This window comes from Pseudomonas sp. TWR2-1-1 (genome assembly GCF_049897045.1).
Taxonomy (GTDB): Bacteria; Pseudomonadota; Gammaproteobacteria; order Pseudomonadales; family Pseudomonadaceae; genus Aquipseudomonas; species Aquipseudomonas versuta.
On record NZ_JAFCVM010000010.1, the window covers coordinates 91459 to 105950 of the forward strand.

Here is a 14492-nt window from a genome sequence, read left to right on the forward strand (position 1 = left end):
CAGCAGTCTAAAAAACCGTGACGATTCTTGACGACCTATGGGACATTCGTAAGGACGATCCGTCGACCTATCCATCGCTGTACCCGGCATTGCCTCACGACATCACAAAATGGGGGACAAAAACATCAACAACCATAATCCCCAGCAAAACAAGGTCAAAACTCAATAACAACGCCGCCCACAAGCCGGGCTAACCTAAAATCTAAGTGGCAAGAACATGATGGATTTAGACGCGATACTGACGTTACAAAGGGGCATCTGCTTTGCTCGGCTCCCACGGTCAGGTGGAACATCATCGACCTGGCCGATCACGCCTCAAAGCATTTCAAATGGACTTGGTATTCCAAAGAGTATTCCAAGAAAAAACAAAATACGTACAAACCTATAAAAACCAATAAGTTATGAATCCAGTTCAGATTACCCCGGCCCACCAAATAGCTGTCCAGACCTGTCTCAGACAGTCTGCGAAACACCCAAGAAGCCCGCCCCGTGCGGGCTTTCTTGTTTCTGGGCATTCGTGAATACCCCCCCACAGCATTACGCGCCCCGCGTATGCCTGCTTGCCGGCGCCCCACAGGGCAACAGAGCTACGCAACGGCCCTTCCAAGGTGTTCTGCCGATGGAATGGATGGAGTTCCTGCCCGCTGTATCTCTGCAACGACGTGGCTCGGTTTGTCAGTGAACACGTTGAACTGCCTGGCCAACGCGCTTACTCGTCACGCCCGTTTACCTGTAATTGAAGAGTCAGGTCGCCTTCGCCACTGGCGATAGTGGCCATGGCTTCGACTGTCTGCCTGAGGGGGGGAAATGCGGCGTACGCTCAGGCTGATAACGGTAGACAGCACCAGAGCGATGACTAACTCCAACAGCGCCATCTGCGCCAGGTCTTTGCGAATGTTGACCCGGCACATGCTCATGACCGGGCGCAGGTCCTGGATGAAAAAGTACTCATGGTCGGCACAGCGTGCAGGCAACTGGTGTTTGCTCCCCCAACACCAGTAAGCCTTACCCGGTGAGTTGGCTATCAGACGCAGGCAACATCAGCCCAATTGAGCCTGGATCTGTCTCACTACGCACTGCATCGCCGGCAAGTAGCGACGGGCGGCTTCCTCAATGGGCATCGCTTTAGCGATGTACACCAGGTTCAGGCAGCCCATCACCTGTTCGTGGTGTATGACCGGGATGGCAATGGCGGCGATCTTGCGTTCTAGGCCCCAGTGCGAGTTGTTTTCGCCATACCCCTTGGCCAGGGTGTGCTCCACCAGCCGATCGACAAAACGACGATCGGCGGCCAGCACCGATTGTTCATCTTCGCGGCTGATCATCAATTCGATCAGCTCTTCGCGTTCGGCGGGTGGGCAGAACGCAAAGTACGCACGCCCGGTCGCGGTCATTAGCAAGGGCAGGCGCCGGCCAACCATGGAGCGGTGAAACGACAGGCGGCTGAAGCGATGAGTGGTCTCGCGAATGACCATCGCATCGCCGTCCAGCGTGCACAGGTCGGTGGGCCAGATCACTTGCTGCAACAACTCTCCGAGCAAGGGCGCGGCGATGGAGGAGATCCATTGCTCATCGCGAAAACCTTCACTGAGTTCGCGCACTTTCAACGTCAGACGATAACTGTCATCCGACTCGCTACGCCGCACATAACCCTCAGCCTGCAAGGTCTCCAACAGCCTGCGCACGGTGGTGCGATGCAGCCCGCTCTGCTCAGCCATTTGCGCGGTACTGGCGCCGCCGTCGAAGCGGTTCAAGCCATTAATCAGTGCCAAACCCCGCATCAGGCCACGCACGGCTTTGTATTCGGTCTCGCTCATGGCTGGGTCCTTTATTGTTGTAAATCAATCATGTGCATTCAGTGCACGCTAACAAGAGTTCTCGTTGTCGACCAGCCCTGTGATTTCCATACTTCGCTCAATAAGAAATCCAAAAGCGCTGTACGGAGATGACCATGAGTTCTGCATCCACTCCTTCCTCATTGAACCTGACCACCGATGTCGCGATTGTCGGCGCCGGCCCGGTTGGCCTGATGATCGCCAACTATCTGGGTCAATGTGGCGTGAACGTCACCTTGGTGGAAAAGCTCGCCAGCCTGATCGACTACCCCCGCGCCATCGGTCTGGACGACGAAAGCCTGCGTACTTTTCAAGCCGTCGGCCTGGCCGAGAACGTGCTGCCGCACACCACGCCGTGGCACGCCATGCGCTTCCTGACTCCCAAGGGTCGCTGCTTTGCCGATATTCAGCCGAAAACCGACGAGTTCGGCTGGTCACGCCGCAACGCGTTCATTCAACCCTTGGCCGACCGTGTTTTGTTCGAAGGTCTGGCGCGTTTTGCCAACGTCAAGGTGTTGTTCAGTCGCGAACTCGAAGGCTTCGAGCAAAGCGAAAGTGGTGTAGCGCTCACGCTCAAAAATTCAGAGGGACGCAGCGAGCGCTTGCAGGCCAAGTACCTGATTGGCTGCGACGGCGGCAACAGCCTGGTGCGGCGCAGCCTGGACATCAGCTTCGAAGGCAAGACCGCCCCCAATCAGTGGATCGTGGTCGACATTGCCAACGACCCGCTGGCCACGCCCCATGTTTATCTTTGCTGTGACCCCGTGCGTCCTTACGTGTCCGCCGCCCTGCCCCATGGCGTGCGTCGATTCGAATTCATGGTGATGCCCGGCGAAACAGAGGCAGAGCTGAGCAAGCCCGAGAACATGCGCAAGCTACTGGCCAAGGTGTTGCCGAACCCGGACAACATCGAGTTGATCCGCAGCCGCGTCTATACCCACAACGCTCGTCTGGCCGGTCAGTTCCGTCAGGGCCGGGTGCTGCTGGCAGGCGATGCCGCGCATATCATGCCGGTGTGGCAAGGCCAAGGGTACAACAGCGGCATGCGCGATGCCTCGAACCTGGCGTGGAAGCTGTCGCTGGTGATCAAGGGGCTGGCGGCCGACAGCCTGCTCGACAGCTACGAACAGGAGCGCCGCGACCACGCCAAGGCCATGATCAATCTTTCAGTGCTCGCGGGCCACGTGCTGGCACCGCCCAAACGCTGGCAAGGCACCCTGCGCGATGGCGTGTCGTGGTTGCTCAACTACCTGCCGCCGGTCAAACGCTACTTCGTGGAAATGCGCTTCAAACCGATGCCGCAATACACCCGGGGCGCCTTGATCGTGCCGAGTGAAAAGGGCTCGCCGGTAGGCAAGATGTTCATTCAGCCGAAGGTGTTGACTGACGCCGGCACCACAGTGTTGCTGGATGAAGTGATCGGCGAAAACTTTGCAATTATCGCCTGGGGCTGCGATCCGACCTGGGGCCTGACGCCGGCGCAAATTACGCAATGGAAAGCCCTGGGCACGCGCTTTATTCAAGTATTGCCGGATGTCCAGCTCAGAGCACCGAGTGATGCCGGCCCTGATGTGATCCGCGTCGGAGACAGCACCGGTCGTCTCAAGGAATGGTTCGCTCGCGGCAGTTCGTCTATCGCCCTGGTACGCCCAGACCGCTTCCTCGCCGGCCTGGCCATCCCCCAGACCATTGACCAAACCTGCGAAGCACTGGCCCGGGCGCTCAAAGTCCTGCCGCAACCGGCTGCGAAAGCTGTTGTTAGCAAGGTGGCGTGATATGAGCGCCTATCTGCATTGCATGTCTCACACCCCACTGGTGGGCTACGTAGACCCAGAGCCAGAAGTGCTGGCCGAGGTCGACGACATGATCAGCGGTGCCCGTGAACGCATCGCCCGCTTCGACCCGGAGTTGGTGGTGCTGTTTGGCCCCGACCACTACAACGGTTTTTTCTACGACATGATGCCGGCCTTCTGCATCGGCATGGCGGCCGACGCCATCGGCGATTTCGACACCGCCGCCGGTCCCCTGAACGTGCCCAAAGCACTGGCTGAATCCTGCGCCAAGGCTGTGTTGGATGCCGGTATCGACGCCGCTGTGTCTTATCGCATGCAGGTCGACCATGCGTTCGCCCAACCGCTGGAACTCTTGCTGGGTGGCTTACAAGGTTGCCCGGTGATCCCGGTGTTCATCAACTCGGTCGCCGTGCCCCTGCCCGGCTTCAAGCGTGCCCGTCTGCTCGGTGAATCGATTGGCCAGTGGGCGCAGTCGCTGAACAAACGCGTGCTGTTCCTGGCCTCCGGAGGGTTGTCCCATCAACCTCCGGTGCCGGAACTGGCCAAAGTCGATGCGCGCATGGCCGATCGGCTGATGGGCAGCGGTCGCCAATTGCCAGCTAACGAGCGACAGGCGCGCCAGGAACGAGTCATCCAGGCTGCCCGGGATTTCGTTGAAGACCAACACAGTCTGCACCCGCTAAATCCGGTTTGGGACCAGCAGTTTCTCGACACCCTTGAACAGGACCGCCTCAGCGAACTCGATGCGCTGGGCAATGACGAGCTGTCGGCATTGGCCGGCAAATCCACACATGAAGTGAAAACCTGGGTCGCCGCCTTCGCCGCCCTTAGAGCCTTCGGCCCGTACCAAACCGAAGGTCGTTACTACCGTCCAATTCCCGAGTGGATTGCAGGCTTCGGCGCTATCGGCGCACAGCCGCTGAACAACCACCATTGAATTCAAGGAACTCTGCCATGACAACCACTGCATTCACCGAAGCTTCCACCAGCCGCTTTGCCCGTATCAAGGAAGGCGATCTGGACCTGCAACTGCACTACAACGACGTTGGCGAAGGTGCCGAAACCGTGGTCATGCTGCACGGCTCCGGCCCGGGCGCCAGCGGCTGGGCCAACTTCCAACGCAATATCGAGCCGCTGCTCAATGCCGGTTACCGCGTGATCCTGATGGATTGCCCAGGCTGGAGCAAAAGCGACACGATCGTCAGCGAAGGCTCGCGCTCGAACCTCAATGCGCAAGCGCTCAAGGGCCTGCTCGATGTGCTGGACCTGGACCGCGTACACATCATCGGCAACTCCATGGGTGCCCACAGCACCGTCGCCTTCGCCCTGGAATATCCTGAGCGGATCGGCAAACTGATCCTGATGGGGGGCGGTACCGGCGGCCCAAGCGCATTTGTTCCCCAGCCCACTGAAGGCATCAAGCTGATCGGCGCGCTGTACCGCGAGCCGACCATCGAGAACCTGAAGAAGATGATGAACGTCTTCGTTTTCGATGCCAGTGGCCTGACCGACGAACTGTTCCAGACCCGCCTGGACAATATTCTGGCGCGCCGCGAACACCTGGAAAACTTCGTCAAGAGCAGCACTCTGAACCCCAAGCAATTTCCGGATTTCAGCCACCGCCTGCACGAAATCACCGCCGACACCCTGATCGTCTGGGGCCGTGAGGACCGCTTCGTGCCGATGGACACTGGCTTGCGCTTGCTGGCCGGCCTGCCCAAAGCCCAACTGCATGTGTTCAACCGTTGCGGGCACTGGGCGCAGTGGGAACACGCCGAGAAGTTCAACCGCATGGTCCTGGACTTCCTGACCCACTGATCACCGAGGCCGACATGAACCTGACTCAAGACACACTGCGCCAGCTCGCTGCTGACCTGCGCCAGGCCGAAGCCCACGGCGAAGCCATCGGGCCACTGCGCGAGCAGATCGGCGAAAACAACGCCGAGGCCGCTTACAGCATTCAACGCCTCAACGTCGACCACGGCGTGGCCAACGGCCGTCGCGTGGTCGGCCGCAAGATCGGCCTGACCAATCCCAAGGTGCAGGCACAGCTGGGCGTCGACCAGCCAGACTTCGGCACCCTGTTCGCCGACATGTGTTACGGCGATAACGCCAGCGTGCCCGTGAACCGCGTGCTGCAACCGAAGATCGAGGCCGAAATCGCCTTGATCCTCGAACGCGATCTACCCTGCGCCGACACTACATTTGCCGACGTCGTGGCGGCCACCGGCTGGGTCGTCCCGGCACTGGAAATCGTAGGCAGCCGCGTACAGAACTGGAACATCCGCTTCGTCGATACCGTGGCGGACAACGCCTCTAGTGGCTGCTTTGTATTGGGTGGGCCGGCTCGACGCATCGACGGACTTGACCTGCGCCAAGCGAGCATGCGCATGACCCGCAATGGTGAAGAAGTGTCCAGCGGCAGCGGCGCCGAGTGCCTGGGGCATCCGCTCAACGCGGCCGTCTGGCTGGCCCGGACCATGGCTCGCCACGGCGATCCGCTGCGGGCGGGCGACATCATTCTGACCGGCGCACTCGGGCCGATGGTGGCGGTGGCCGGTGGTGATCGTTTCGAAGCTGAAATTGAAGGCATCGGCACAGTCGGTGTGGACTTCACGGTAGACAGTAGCGCCGAGTGATCGGCGACTTGCGTGCACATGAGGCAATAACAATGAAGAAACTCAAAGTCGCCATCATCGGTTCCGGCAACATCGGCACCGACCTGATGATCAAGATCCTGCGTAACGCCAAGCATCTGGAAATGGCCGTGATGGTCGGTATCGACCCGGCCTCGGACGGCCTGGCCCGCGCCGCGCGCATGGGCGTGGCTGTGACCCATGAAGGCGTTGAAGGCCTGACCCGCATGGACACCTTCAAGGACATCGACTTCGTGTTCGATGCCACCTCGGCCGGCGCCCACGTCAAGAATGACGCCTTCCTGCGCTCGATCAAACCTGGCATCCGCCTGATCGACCTGACCCCGGCAGCCATCGGCCCGTACTGCGTGCCGGTCGTGAATCTGGAGCAGAATCTGGGTCAGCTCAACGTCAATATGGTCACCTGCGGTGGACAGGCGACGATCCCGATGGTCGCGGCCGTGTCGCGCGTGGCCAAGGTGCATTACGCCGAAATCGTCGCCTCGATCGCCAGCAAGTCCGCCGGCCCCGGCACCCGCGCCAACATCGACGAATTCACCGAGACCACCTCCAAAGCCATCGAAGTGATCGGCGGTGCAGCCAAGGGCAAGGCGATCATCGTGATGAACCCGGCCGAGCCGCCGCTGATGATGCGCGACACGGTGTTTGTGCTGTCTGAAGCGGCCGACCAGGCGCTGGTCGAGGCCTCCATAGTGGAGATGGCTGCGGCGGTGCAAGCCTATGTACCGGGCTATCGCCTCAAGCAAAAAGTGCAGTTCGACATCATCCCCGAAGACGCGCCGCTGAACATTCCCGGCCTGGGCAGATTCTCGGGGCTCAAGACCTCGGTGTTCCTCGAAGTTGAAGGTGCAGCCCATTACCTGCCGGCTTACGCCGGTAATCTCGACATCATGACCTCCGCTGCCTTGGCTACTGCCGAGCGCATAGCGCAGTCGATGCTCAACGCCTGAGGAGACCGACATGACCTTTAATCCCGGCAAAAAAATCTACATCTGCGACGTGACCCTGCGCGATGGCAGCCACGCGGTTCGCCATCAGTACTCGCTGCAAAACGTGCAGGACATCGCCCGCGCTCTGGACAAGGCCAAGGTCGATTCGATTGAAGTCGCCCACGGTGACGGCCTGCAAGGTTCCAGCTTCAACTACGGCTTTGCCGCGCACACTGATCTGGAATGGATCGAAGCCGCCGCCGACGTAATCAGCCACGCCAAAATCACCACCTTGCTGCTGCCCGGCATCGGTACGGTTCATGACCTCAAAGCCGCGTACAACGCCGGTGCCCGGGTGGTGCGCATCGCCACCCATTGCACCGAAGCGGATGTCTCGAAACAACACATCGAGTACGCCCGCGAACTGGGCATGGACACCGTCGGCTTCCTGATGATGAGCCACATGATCCCGGCCGAACAGCTGGCAGAACAGGCCAAGCTGATGGAAAGCTACGGCGCGACCTGCGTGTACATGGCCGACTCCGGTGGCGCGATGAACATGCAGGACATTCGTGACCGTTTTCGCGCGTTCAAAGCCGTGCTCAAGCCGGAAACCGAAACCGGCATGCACGCGCACCACAACCTGAGCCTGGGTGTGGCCAACTCGATCACCGCGGTCGAGGAAGGTTGCGACCGCATCGACGCCAGCCTTGCCGGCATGGGCGCCGGGGCCGGCAATGCCCCGCTGGAAGTGTTCATCGCCGCCGCCGAACGCATGGGCTGGAACCACGGCACCGACCTGTACACGCTGATGGACGCCGCTGATGACATCGTGCGCCCGTTGCAGGACCGGCCGGTGCGGGTCGACCGCGAAACCCTGGCGCTGGGTTATGCCGGGGTTTACTCAAGCTTCCTGCGCCACGCCGAGATCGCCGCTACCAAGTACGGCCTCAAGACCCTCGACATCCTCGTCGAACTGGGCAAGCGCCGGATGGTCGGTGGTCAGGAAGACATGATCGTCGATGTGGCGCTGGACCTGCTCAAACGCTGAACCGTGCATCACCCCCGGCTGGTCGCCCACGCAGCGGCCGGACGGGTTTTCTTTGCCCACTACAACAATAAAACGGGTATTGCACATGACATCGCTAAACGTGATGACGCCGTTACACATGGCGCGGACCATCGGTCTGTGTTTCCTCGTTGCCCTGATGGAAGGCCTGGACCTGCAAGCCTCGGGGATCGCCGCCCAAGGTATGGCGGCGGCTTTCCAACTGGATAAATTACACATGGGCTGGGTCTTCAGCGCCGGCATTTTCGGCTTGCTGCCCGGTGCCTTCCTGGGCGGCTTGCTGGCGGATCGTATCGGCCGTAAACGTGTATTGATGGCGTCGGTAGCCCTGTTCGGATTGTTCTCGCTGGTCACGACCATGGCCTGGGACTTCAACAGCCTGCTGGTCGCCCGTTGCCTGACGGGCGTTGGATTGGGTGCTGCTTTGCCCAACTTGATTGCCCTTAGCAGCGAAGTGGCTGCCCCACGCCTGCGTGGCACCGCCGTGAGCCTGATGTATTGCGGTGTGCCGCTGGGTGCTGCGCTGGCGGCCGGCATTGGCATCGCCGATCTGGCCGGTGGCTGGCAGGTGGTGTTCTACGTCGGTGGCGTCGTACCTCTGTTGATCGTGCCGATGCTGGGCCTTTACCTGCCGGAGTCGGCGCTGTTTCGCAGCATCAAGGACACGCCGCCCGTCAGTGTGGTCCAGGGGCTGTTCCGCGATGGCGCGGCGCTGCCGACAGCAATGATCTGGGTCAGCTTCTTCTTTACCCTGATGATGGTTTACATCCTGATCAACTGGCTGCCCAGCTTGCTGGTCGGTCAGGGTTTCAGCGGTCGCCAGGCCAGTTGGGTGATGCTGGCGCTGCAAATTGGCGCAGCGACCGGCACCTTGCTGCTGGGCTGGTTCATGGACCGCTTGCCGGCCTGGGCGCTGTCGGCGCTGATTTATCTGGGCATTCTCGCTTCGCTGACCGCCCTGGGTCTGGCCACTGAGATGCAGAGCATGCTGGTGGCCGGGTTCGTTGCCGGCTTTTTCGCCACAGGCGGGCAATGCGTGCTGTATGCCCTGGCACCGCATTTCTATCGTCCGTCCGTGCGCACGACAGGTGTCGGCTGCGCGGTCGCCATTGGTCGATTGGGCGCCATGAACGGCCCGTTGGTGGCCGGCAAGATGCTCGCCTTGGGCACCGGCACCACCGGGGTGATGCTGGCCTCGGCGCCGGGGATTGTCATCGCGGCGCTGGCGATGTTTTACCTGTCTGTGCGGCGCAACGCCTCGCAAGCGGACTGACTTTCTACCCGTTACACCCCGCGTCGAGATGGGCGCGGGCTTATTCCAACAACAATAAAAGTGAACACTGCCATGCTCAGGAACTCTCTTGGGACGCTCAGCGCCTGCGTTTTATCCCTTGGTCAGGCTTTCGCCAGCGGTTTTGTCGACGACAGCCACGCCGATCTGGTGATGCGCAACTATTACTTTGACCGCAATTACGTGAATGCCACACCTCAGGCCGCCGCCCGCGAATGGGCACAGGGCTTCATTCTCAATGTGCGCTCCGGCTTTACGGAAGGGCCGGTGGGGTTCGGCCTTGATGCTCAAGGTTTGCTGGGGGTGCGCCTGGACTCCTCACGCGCTCGCACCGGTACCGGCCTGCTACCGTATAGCGCCACCACCCGTGGGCCGGCCGATGAATATTCGGAGCTGGGTCTGACGGCCAAAGTCAGGGCGTCGAAAAGCGAGCTGCAATTGGGCACCATCAGCACGTTCCTGCCGATCGCTTTCGCCAGCCCTACTCGCCTACTGCCACAGACGTTTCGCGGCGCGTACCTCAAGTCCCAGGAAATCGACAAGCTGACCCTGCACGTCGGCTGGCTCGACCGCATCAACCTGCGCGACTCCACCGACTACCAGAAAATGTCGGTGGCCTCGCCCAACGGGCGCTTCAAAGGTGCGGCGCAATCCGAACGCTTTACCTTCCTCGGAGGCGACTACGACTGGTCACCGCAACTGACCCTGAAGTACTACCACGCAGAACTCGCGGACCTGTACCGCAAAGACTTCTATGGCTTTATCGACAACCGGGCGATGGGCCCCGGCAGCCTGAAAAGCGACTTTCGCCTGTTTGTCACGGGTGAGGACGGCGCGGCCAAAGCAGGCACAGTAGACAACCGCAACGCCGCCCTGATGCTGACGTACAGCCTGGGAGCCCACAAATTCGGCGCCGGCTACATGCAACTGAGCGGCAAGACAGGCATGCCGTACCTGTTTGGCACTGAGCCGTTGGTGATCACCGAAGGCTCCCTGAGCTCCGACTTTCTGAACCCCAAGGAGCGCAGCTGGCAAGTGCGCTATGACTACAACTTTGTCGCCCTGGGTCTGCCCGGACTCAATGGCATGCTGCGCTACGTCAGCGGCGATAATATCGAGTTGCCCAAATTGGGCGGCAGCAACCTGACAGAAAGCGAAAAGGACATCGAACTGAACTATGTGCTTCAGGGCACGCCCCTCAAAGGCCTGGCCCTGCGGGTGCGTAACGCCTGGTACCGCAACGACTTCAGCGCCCAGGCCAGCCATCGGGATGACAATGAGCTGCGGGTGAATGTCGATTACACATGGAAATTATGGTGAGTGCCGGCCGGTTCCCGGGTGAGGCGCCAATGCTTGCATCACGAAGATGCGCGTACACCGTCACGGCCTCCCCCTGCATCCTCTGAGGCACCACACCCGGTGCTTCTTGCATCCCGCATAACTTGATCACGATGATTGAGGCTTCCACCTGAGTGGGGCCTCATCAACTCGGTCGCGCGCGCAACATTTAATCTTCGACACGTTCAACGCTCAGAGCCTCCAGCAATACCCGCTCCAGGATGTCAAAGAAACCTCTGATGTGTGCCTGCTTTAACGCCTGAGGCCGAGTGACCAGATAGACCTCCATATCGGGCAACTCAAGGTCCACAAACACTTCGTTCAGGCCCTTGGCCAAAATACGGGGCAGTACAGCCACGCCCATACCTTGCCTCACCGACTCCAGTTGTACGGCGAACGAGTTCACGCTGATTTGTGCACGGCCCAGACCCGCAGCCTTTGCGGCACGCATTTGAGGCAACATGTCCAGCGGAGGGAGCAAGGCGATGTTGACCGCCGTAGCCAGGCTCACCCCAGGAAACCGCTTCAGGTACCTGGCATCAGCAAAGACGCCGTAAGCGAGCTTGCCCATGGGGCGATAAATCAGCGATGGCTCTCCCAGGTGCGCGGTGCGCAGAGCAATGTCTGCCGCCCCGCGGACGATCTTGTGGAAGTCGGCGGTGACCATTAACTCCACGCTGCAACGCGGATGCAGGGAAGTAAAACGACTCGCAGCCTGCAGCACACAAGAAGAGAACCCCTCTCCGGCACTGACCAGAACACTGCCGCACAGCTCTGTTTGCCCCCCGGACACGTCCGCCGCCGTTTGGCGCCTCAACCCCGCCTCCGCAGCCACTGCAACTTCCACCAGGGATTGACCCCGCGCGGTCAACCAGCAGCCCTCAACGCCTCGCTCAACCAGTGGTTCACCCAGGGCCGCTTCCAGTTGGGTCAGGCGACGAGACACCGTAGACGCCGCGATACCCAGCAGTTGCCCGGCTTGAAGAAGACTGCCACGCCGCGAGACGGCCAACAGCAGACGAAGGTCGTCCCAGTTTGCTTGCAACGCCATACCTCCCATCCTCCCTGGTTTGCATATATGCAAAGCCATTATGCAGCAGTCGCTGTTTTTCAGACCCGGTCTCAGCGGTATATCTACCGGCCTTAGAAACGACTGGAATGGAATGTATGACTACGGGCTCCAACGACTATGCAGAACGCGCCGCTCAGGTCTTCAATCGCCGTGATGCAGGCGGCGAAGAGGTGTTCTTCGACAGCGTGGTGCTGATGCCGTCAGCCCAACAGCAAGAGGGTTAAGCCATGCGCAACGCTTTCGTTACTGGCGCAACCGGCTTGCTGGGAAACAACCTGGTGCGGGAACTGGTCGCACGCGGCTACTGCGTCAAAGCCCTGGTCCGCTCAAGAGCCAAAGGTGAACAGCAGTTCAACGACCTCCCGGGGGTGGAGCTGGTGGTGGGTGACATGGCCGACATCGACGCGTTCGCAGCATCGCTGCAAGGCTGCGATACGGTGTTTCATACGGCGGCGTACTTTCGCGACAACTACAAAGGGGGCAGCCACTGGGAAGAACTCGAAAAGATCAATGTCGCCGGCACCCGAGAGCTGCTGCAACAGGCCTACCACGCGGGGATACGCCGGTTTGTTCACACCTCTTCGATTGCCGTGCTCGACGGAGCACCCGGCACCGCTATCGATGAGACCTGTCTGCGGGCCGAAGCCGATGCGGATGACTACTACCGCAGCAAGATCCTCGCCGACCGTGTCGTCCTGGCGTTTCTTGAAACTCATCCCCAGATGCATGCCTGCATGGTGCTGCCCGGCTGGATGTGGGGACCTGGCGATATGGGCCCGACCTCCTCGGGGCAATTGGTCAATGATGTCGTCAACGGCAAATTACCCGGGCTGATCCCCGGTACCTTCTCCGTAGTCGATGCCCGTGACGTGGCATGGGCCCAGATTGCCGCCGCTAAACATGGACGGCGTGCAGAGCGCTACCTCGCGGCCGGCCGGAACTTGACCATGCGCCAGTTGGTACCCGCTCTGGGACGTATAGCGGGTGTCAAACCCCCTGCCCGGCAACTGCCATTGCCCGCGTTATACCTTTTGGCGGCGGTGCAGGAGGTCTATGCGCGCCTTACCGGCAAGCCCATTTTGCTGAGCATGGCGACGTTGCGCCTGTTGATACGCGAGGAGCACCGGACCTGTTTTAACCACCGCAAAAGTGAACAGGAACTCGGGCTCAGTTTTCGAGCGCTGGAGCTGACGATGTCTGACACGGTGACGTGGTACCGGGAACATGGCTGGTTTAAAAAGAACAAGGCCGAAAACAAACGCTGAGCCATACAACCGATCCGCAGTCACCCGCCGTCCGTGCCGCATGCCCGCACGCAAGCCGCTGAGCGGCACCGTCAGCAAGCGCAACTCAACGGGCCACTGAACAACCCGACATCTTGAAAAGGCCGCAGCGTGCCTGCCTGGGCGTGCGGCTGAAGTGCGCCTTGATTACGCTGCGGGCCGGCAACTCAGGTGCCCGACAGAATGAAAATCTTGCATTGCCTACAGCATTTGCGCAGAGTTGATTTAACCCGGCCGGATATTGAGCGCATGACATGGACAGTCAATCCAATCACTCTGATTTTGTCGTGTCCGGCCCGCCCCCTTCAAACGTATGTTTACAATCAGAACTTGAAAATCAGCTGGGGATGTTTCAAGAACTAAGTTATGCCTACTTTGCCGTGCCACGCAATCGCGTGGTCGCGCCTCTTATTGTTTCAAACTACCCCTCACCCTGGCTCAATACTTATAAGCAAGCCCGATCGCACTTGATCGATCCGATCATTCATTACGGACTTAAAAGTTGTGCACCATTTTCCTGGAGTGCTGCACTTCAGGCTGTTTCCTGTGACCAGAGTCGGGAACTGTTTCGACGTTCCAGCGAGCACCGGATCTGCTCTGGCACCACCTTTGTCCTGCATGACCCCTGTGGCGTGTTCAGTTCGTTGAGTCTGTGCAACGGCGGGCAGCAGGCCGATTTTGATCGCCTGCTGGCCGACCGGCAGGGGCAGATACAGATGGCACTGATCCACTTTCATAGCTGGCTAATGAGCCTGCGTACGGTAGACGAGCTGTTTTCGACCCTTGCAAACGGGCCGCTTTCGGCCAGGGAAATGGCAGTGCTCAAATGGGTCAAGATGGGCAAGTCCTACCGGGAAACAGGGCTGATCTGCGCGATTTCCGAACGGACGGTCAAATTTCACATGTCCAACATTGCGGCCAAACTACAGGTCTGCAATGCCAAGCAGGCGGTTTATGAAGCTCAGCGCCAGGGTCTGCTCTGAGTGCACCCAGGCGCTTGCCGGTCTCTCGTGGTAGTGCAAATACAGCGACCGCATACTATTAATTGACGGACCAGAAAGATAATAAATACAACTTCGCCGGTTCAACTATCTCACCCGGCAACACCCTGTACTCAAGTGCAATTACAGGTTGCAGCCCGATATTCTCCTCACGCTATCTGTACCTAGATACAGTTGTTCTCCACAGGTAATTACGGCACATTATGCCCGGCAGTGCTCAAGCC

General features: G+C 59.9%; 14 protein-coding genes. 11 read left to right on the top strand and 3 right to left on the bottom strand.

Annotated features, from left to right (window positions below; all coding sequences use genetic code 11):
- Positions 1-716 precede the first annotated feature (716 nt).
- Together ACP7BO_RS21555 and ACP7BO_RS21560 are read right to left on the bottom strand one after the other, a co-directional pair.
- Positions 717-974 carry a hypothetical protein gene (locus ACP7BO_RS21555; RefSeq protein WP_426212649.1) on the bottom strand — a complete coding sequence of 86 codons (258 nt, stop codon included), beginning with the start codon at positions 972-974 and terminating at the stop codon, positions 717-719.
- 66 nt (positions 975-1040) lie between these two features.
- Positions 1041-1817: a DNA-binding transcriptional regulator gene (locus tag ACP7BO_RS21560; RefSeq protein ID WP_426212651.1), complete on the bottom strand. Its 777-nt coding sequence runs from the start codon at positions 1815-1817 to the stop codon at positions 1041-1043.
- Between the two features lie 134 nt (positions 1818-1951).
- On the opposite strand from ACP7BO_RS21560, the gene ACP7BO_RS21565 reads away from it, so the two are divergent.
- From ACP7BO_RS21565 to ACP7BO_RS21600, 8 genes are all read left to right on the top strand, one after another.
- Positions 1952-3610 (top strand): bifunctional 3-(3-hydroxy-phenyl)propionate/3-hydroxycinnamic acid hydroxylase, encoded by a 1659-nt coding sequence (locus ACP7BO_RS21565; RefSeq protein WP_426212653.1) that lies wholly within the window; start codon positions 1952-1954, stop codon positions 3608-3610.
- A 1-nt stretch (position 3611) separates the two neighbouring features.
- Positions 3612-4565 carry a 3-carboxyethylcatechol 2,3-dioxygenase gene (gene mhpB / locus ACP7BO_RS21570; RefSeq protein WP_426212655.1) on the top strand — a complete coding sequence of 318 codons (954 nt, stop codon included), beginning with the start codon at positions 3612-3614 and terminating at the stop codon, positions 4563-4565.
- 17 nt (positions 4566-4582) lie between these two features.
- Positions 4583-5446 (top strand): alpha/beta fold hydrolase, encoded by an 864-nt coding sequence (locus ACP7BO_RS21575; protein ID WP_060695365.1) that lies wholly within the window; start codon positions 4583-4585, stop codon positions 5444-5446.
- Between the two features lie 14 nt (positions 5447-5460).
- Positions 5461-6267 (top strand): 2-keto-4-pentenoate hydratase, encoded by an 807-nt coding sequence (gene mhpD, locus ACP7BO_RS21580; RefSeq protein WP_073510085.1) that lies wholly within the window; start codon positions 5461-5463, stop codon positions 6265-6267.
- Positions 6268-6299: 32 nt separating this feature from the next.
- The gene (locus ACP7BO_RS21585; protein ID WP_426212657.1) at positions 6300-7235 is read left to right on the top strand and encodes an acetaldehyde dehydrogenase (acetylating); all 936 of its coding nucleotides are present in this window, start codon (positions 6300-6302) and stop codon (positions 7233-7235) included.
- Between the two features lie 10 nt (positions 7236-7245).
- Positions 7246-8265, top strand: a complete 1020-nt coding sequence (gene dmpG, locus ACP7BO_RS21590) for a 4-hydroxy-2-oxovalerate aldolase (RefSeq protein WP_397454875.1) — start codon at positions 7246-7248, stop codon at positions 8263-8265.
- Between the two features lie 85 nt (positions 8266-8350).
- Positions 8351-9556: a 3-(3-hydroxy-phenyl)propionate transporter MhpT gene (gene mhpT / locus ACP7BO_RS21595; protein ID WP_426212660.1), complete on the top strand. Its 1206-nt coding sequence runs from the start codon at positions 8351-8353 to the stop codon at positions 9554-9556.
- Positions 9557-9628: 72 nt separating this feature from the next.
- Positions 9629-10894, top strand: coding sequence for an OprD family porin (locus ACP7BO_RS21600; protein WP_426212662.1), 1266 nt, complete (start codon positions 9629-9631; stop codon positions 10892-10894).
- A 187-nt stretch (positions 10895-11081) separates the two neighbouring features.
- Here the strand turns inward: ACP7BO_RS21600 and ACP7BO_RS21605 are convergent, their stop codons facing one another.
- Positions 11082-11963: a LysR family transcriptional regulator gene (locus ACP7BO_RS21605; RefSeq protein WP_426212664.1), complete on the bottom strand. Its 882-nt coding sequence runs from the start codon at positions 11961-11963 to the stop codon at positions 11082-11084.
- 116 nt (positions 11964-12079) lie between these two features.
- Here ACP7BO_RS21605 and ACP7BO_RS21610 point away from each other — a divergent pair, with 116 nt between their 5' ends.
- The 3 genes from ACP7BO_RS21610 to ACP7BO_RS21620 all read left to right on the top strand — a co-directional run bounded on the left by ACP7BO_RS21610 (position 12080) and on the right by ACP7BO_RS21620 (position 14250).
- Complete coding sequence (locus ACP7BO_RS21610) at positions 12080-12208, top strand: hypothetical protein (protein ID WP_426212666.1); 129 nt, start codon at positions 12080-12082, stop codon at positions 12206-12208.
- A gap of 3 nt (positions 12209-12211) precedes the next feature.
- The gene (locus tag ACP7BO_RS21615; protein WP_426212668.1) at positions 12212-13249 is read left to right on the top strand and encodes an SDR family oxidoreductase; all 1038 of its coding nucleotides are present in this window, start codon (positions 12212-12214) and stop codon (positions 13247-13249) included.
- Between the two features lie 272 nt (positions 13250-13521).
- Positions 13522-14250 (top strand): helix-turn-helix transcriptional regulator, encoded by a 729-nt coding sequence (locus ACP7BO_RS21620; protein ID WP_426212670.1) that lies wholly within the window; start codon positions 13522-13524, stop codon positions 14248-14250.
- The last annotated feature ends 242 nt before the right edge of the window (positions 14251-14492 follow it).

Bases quoted from the DNA above. Each gene is read 5' to 3' on its own strand.
- ACP7BO_RS21585 (WP_426212657.1), top strand. From the start codon at position 6,300: ATGAAGAAACTCAAAGTCGCCATCATCGGTTCCGGCAACATCGGCACC.
- ACP7BO_RS21565 (WP_426212653.1), top strand. From the start codon at position 1,952: ATGAGTTCTGCATCCACTCCTTCCTCATTGAACCTGACCACCGATGTC.
- ACP7BO_RS21560 (WP_426212651.1), bottom strand. From the start codon at position 1,817: ATGAGCGAGACCGAATACAAAGCCGTGCGTGGCCTGATGCGGGGTTTG.
- ACP7BO_RS21605 (WP_426212664.1), bottom strand. From the start codon at position 11,963: ATGGCGTTGCAAGCAAACTGGGACGACCTTCGTCTGCTGTTGGCCGTC.
- mhpB (WP_426212655.1), top strand. From the start codon at position 3,612: ATGAGCGCCTATCTGCATTGCATGTCTCACACCCCACTGGTGGGCTAC.
- ACP7BO_RS21610 (WP_426212666.1), top strand. From the start codon at position 12,080: ATGACTACGGGCTCCAACGACTATGCAGAACGCGCCGCTCAGGTCTTC.
- ACP7BO_RS21620 (WP_426212670.1), top strand. From the start codon at position 13,522: ATGGACAGTCAATCCAATCACTCTGATTTTGTCGTGTCCGGCCCGCCC.
- ACP7BO_RS21600 (WP_426212662.1), top strand. From the start codon at position 9,629: ATGCTCAGGAACTCTCTTGGGACGCTCAGCGCCTGCGTTTTATCCCTT.
- mhpT (WP_426212660.1), top strand. From the start codon at position 8,351: ATGACATCGCTAAACGTGATGACGCCGTTACACATGGCGCGGACCATC.
- mhpD (WP_073510085.1), top strand. From the start codon at position 5,461: ATGAACCTGACTCAAGACACACTGCGCCAGCTCGCTGCTGACCTGCGC.
- ACP7BO_RS21615 (WP_426212668.1), top strand. From the start codon at position 12,212: ATGCGCAACGCTTTCGTTACTGGCGCAACCGGCTTGCTGGGAAACAAC.
- dmpG (WP_397454875.1), top strand. From the start codon at position 7,246: ATGACCTTTAATCCCGGCAAAAAAATCTACATCTGCGACGTGACCCTG.
- ACP7BO_RS21575 (WP_060695365.1), top strand. From the start codon at position 4,583: ATGACAACCACTGCATTCACCGAAGCTTCCACCAGCCGCTTTGCCCGT.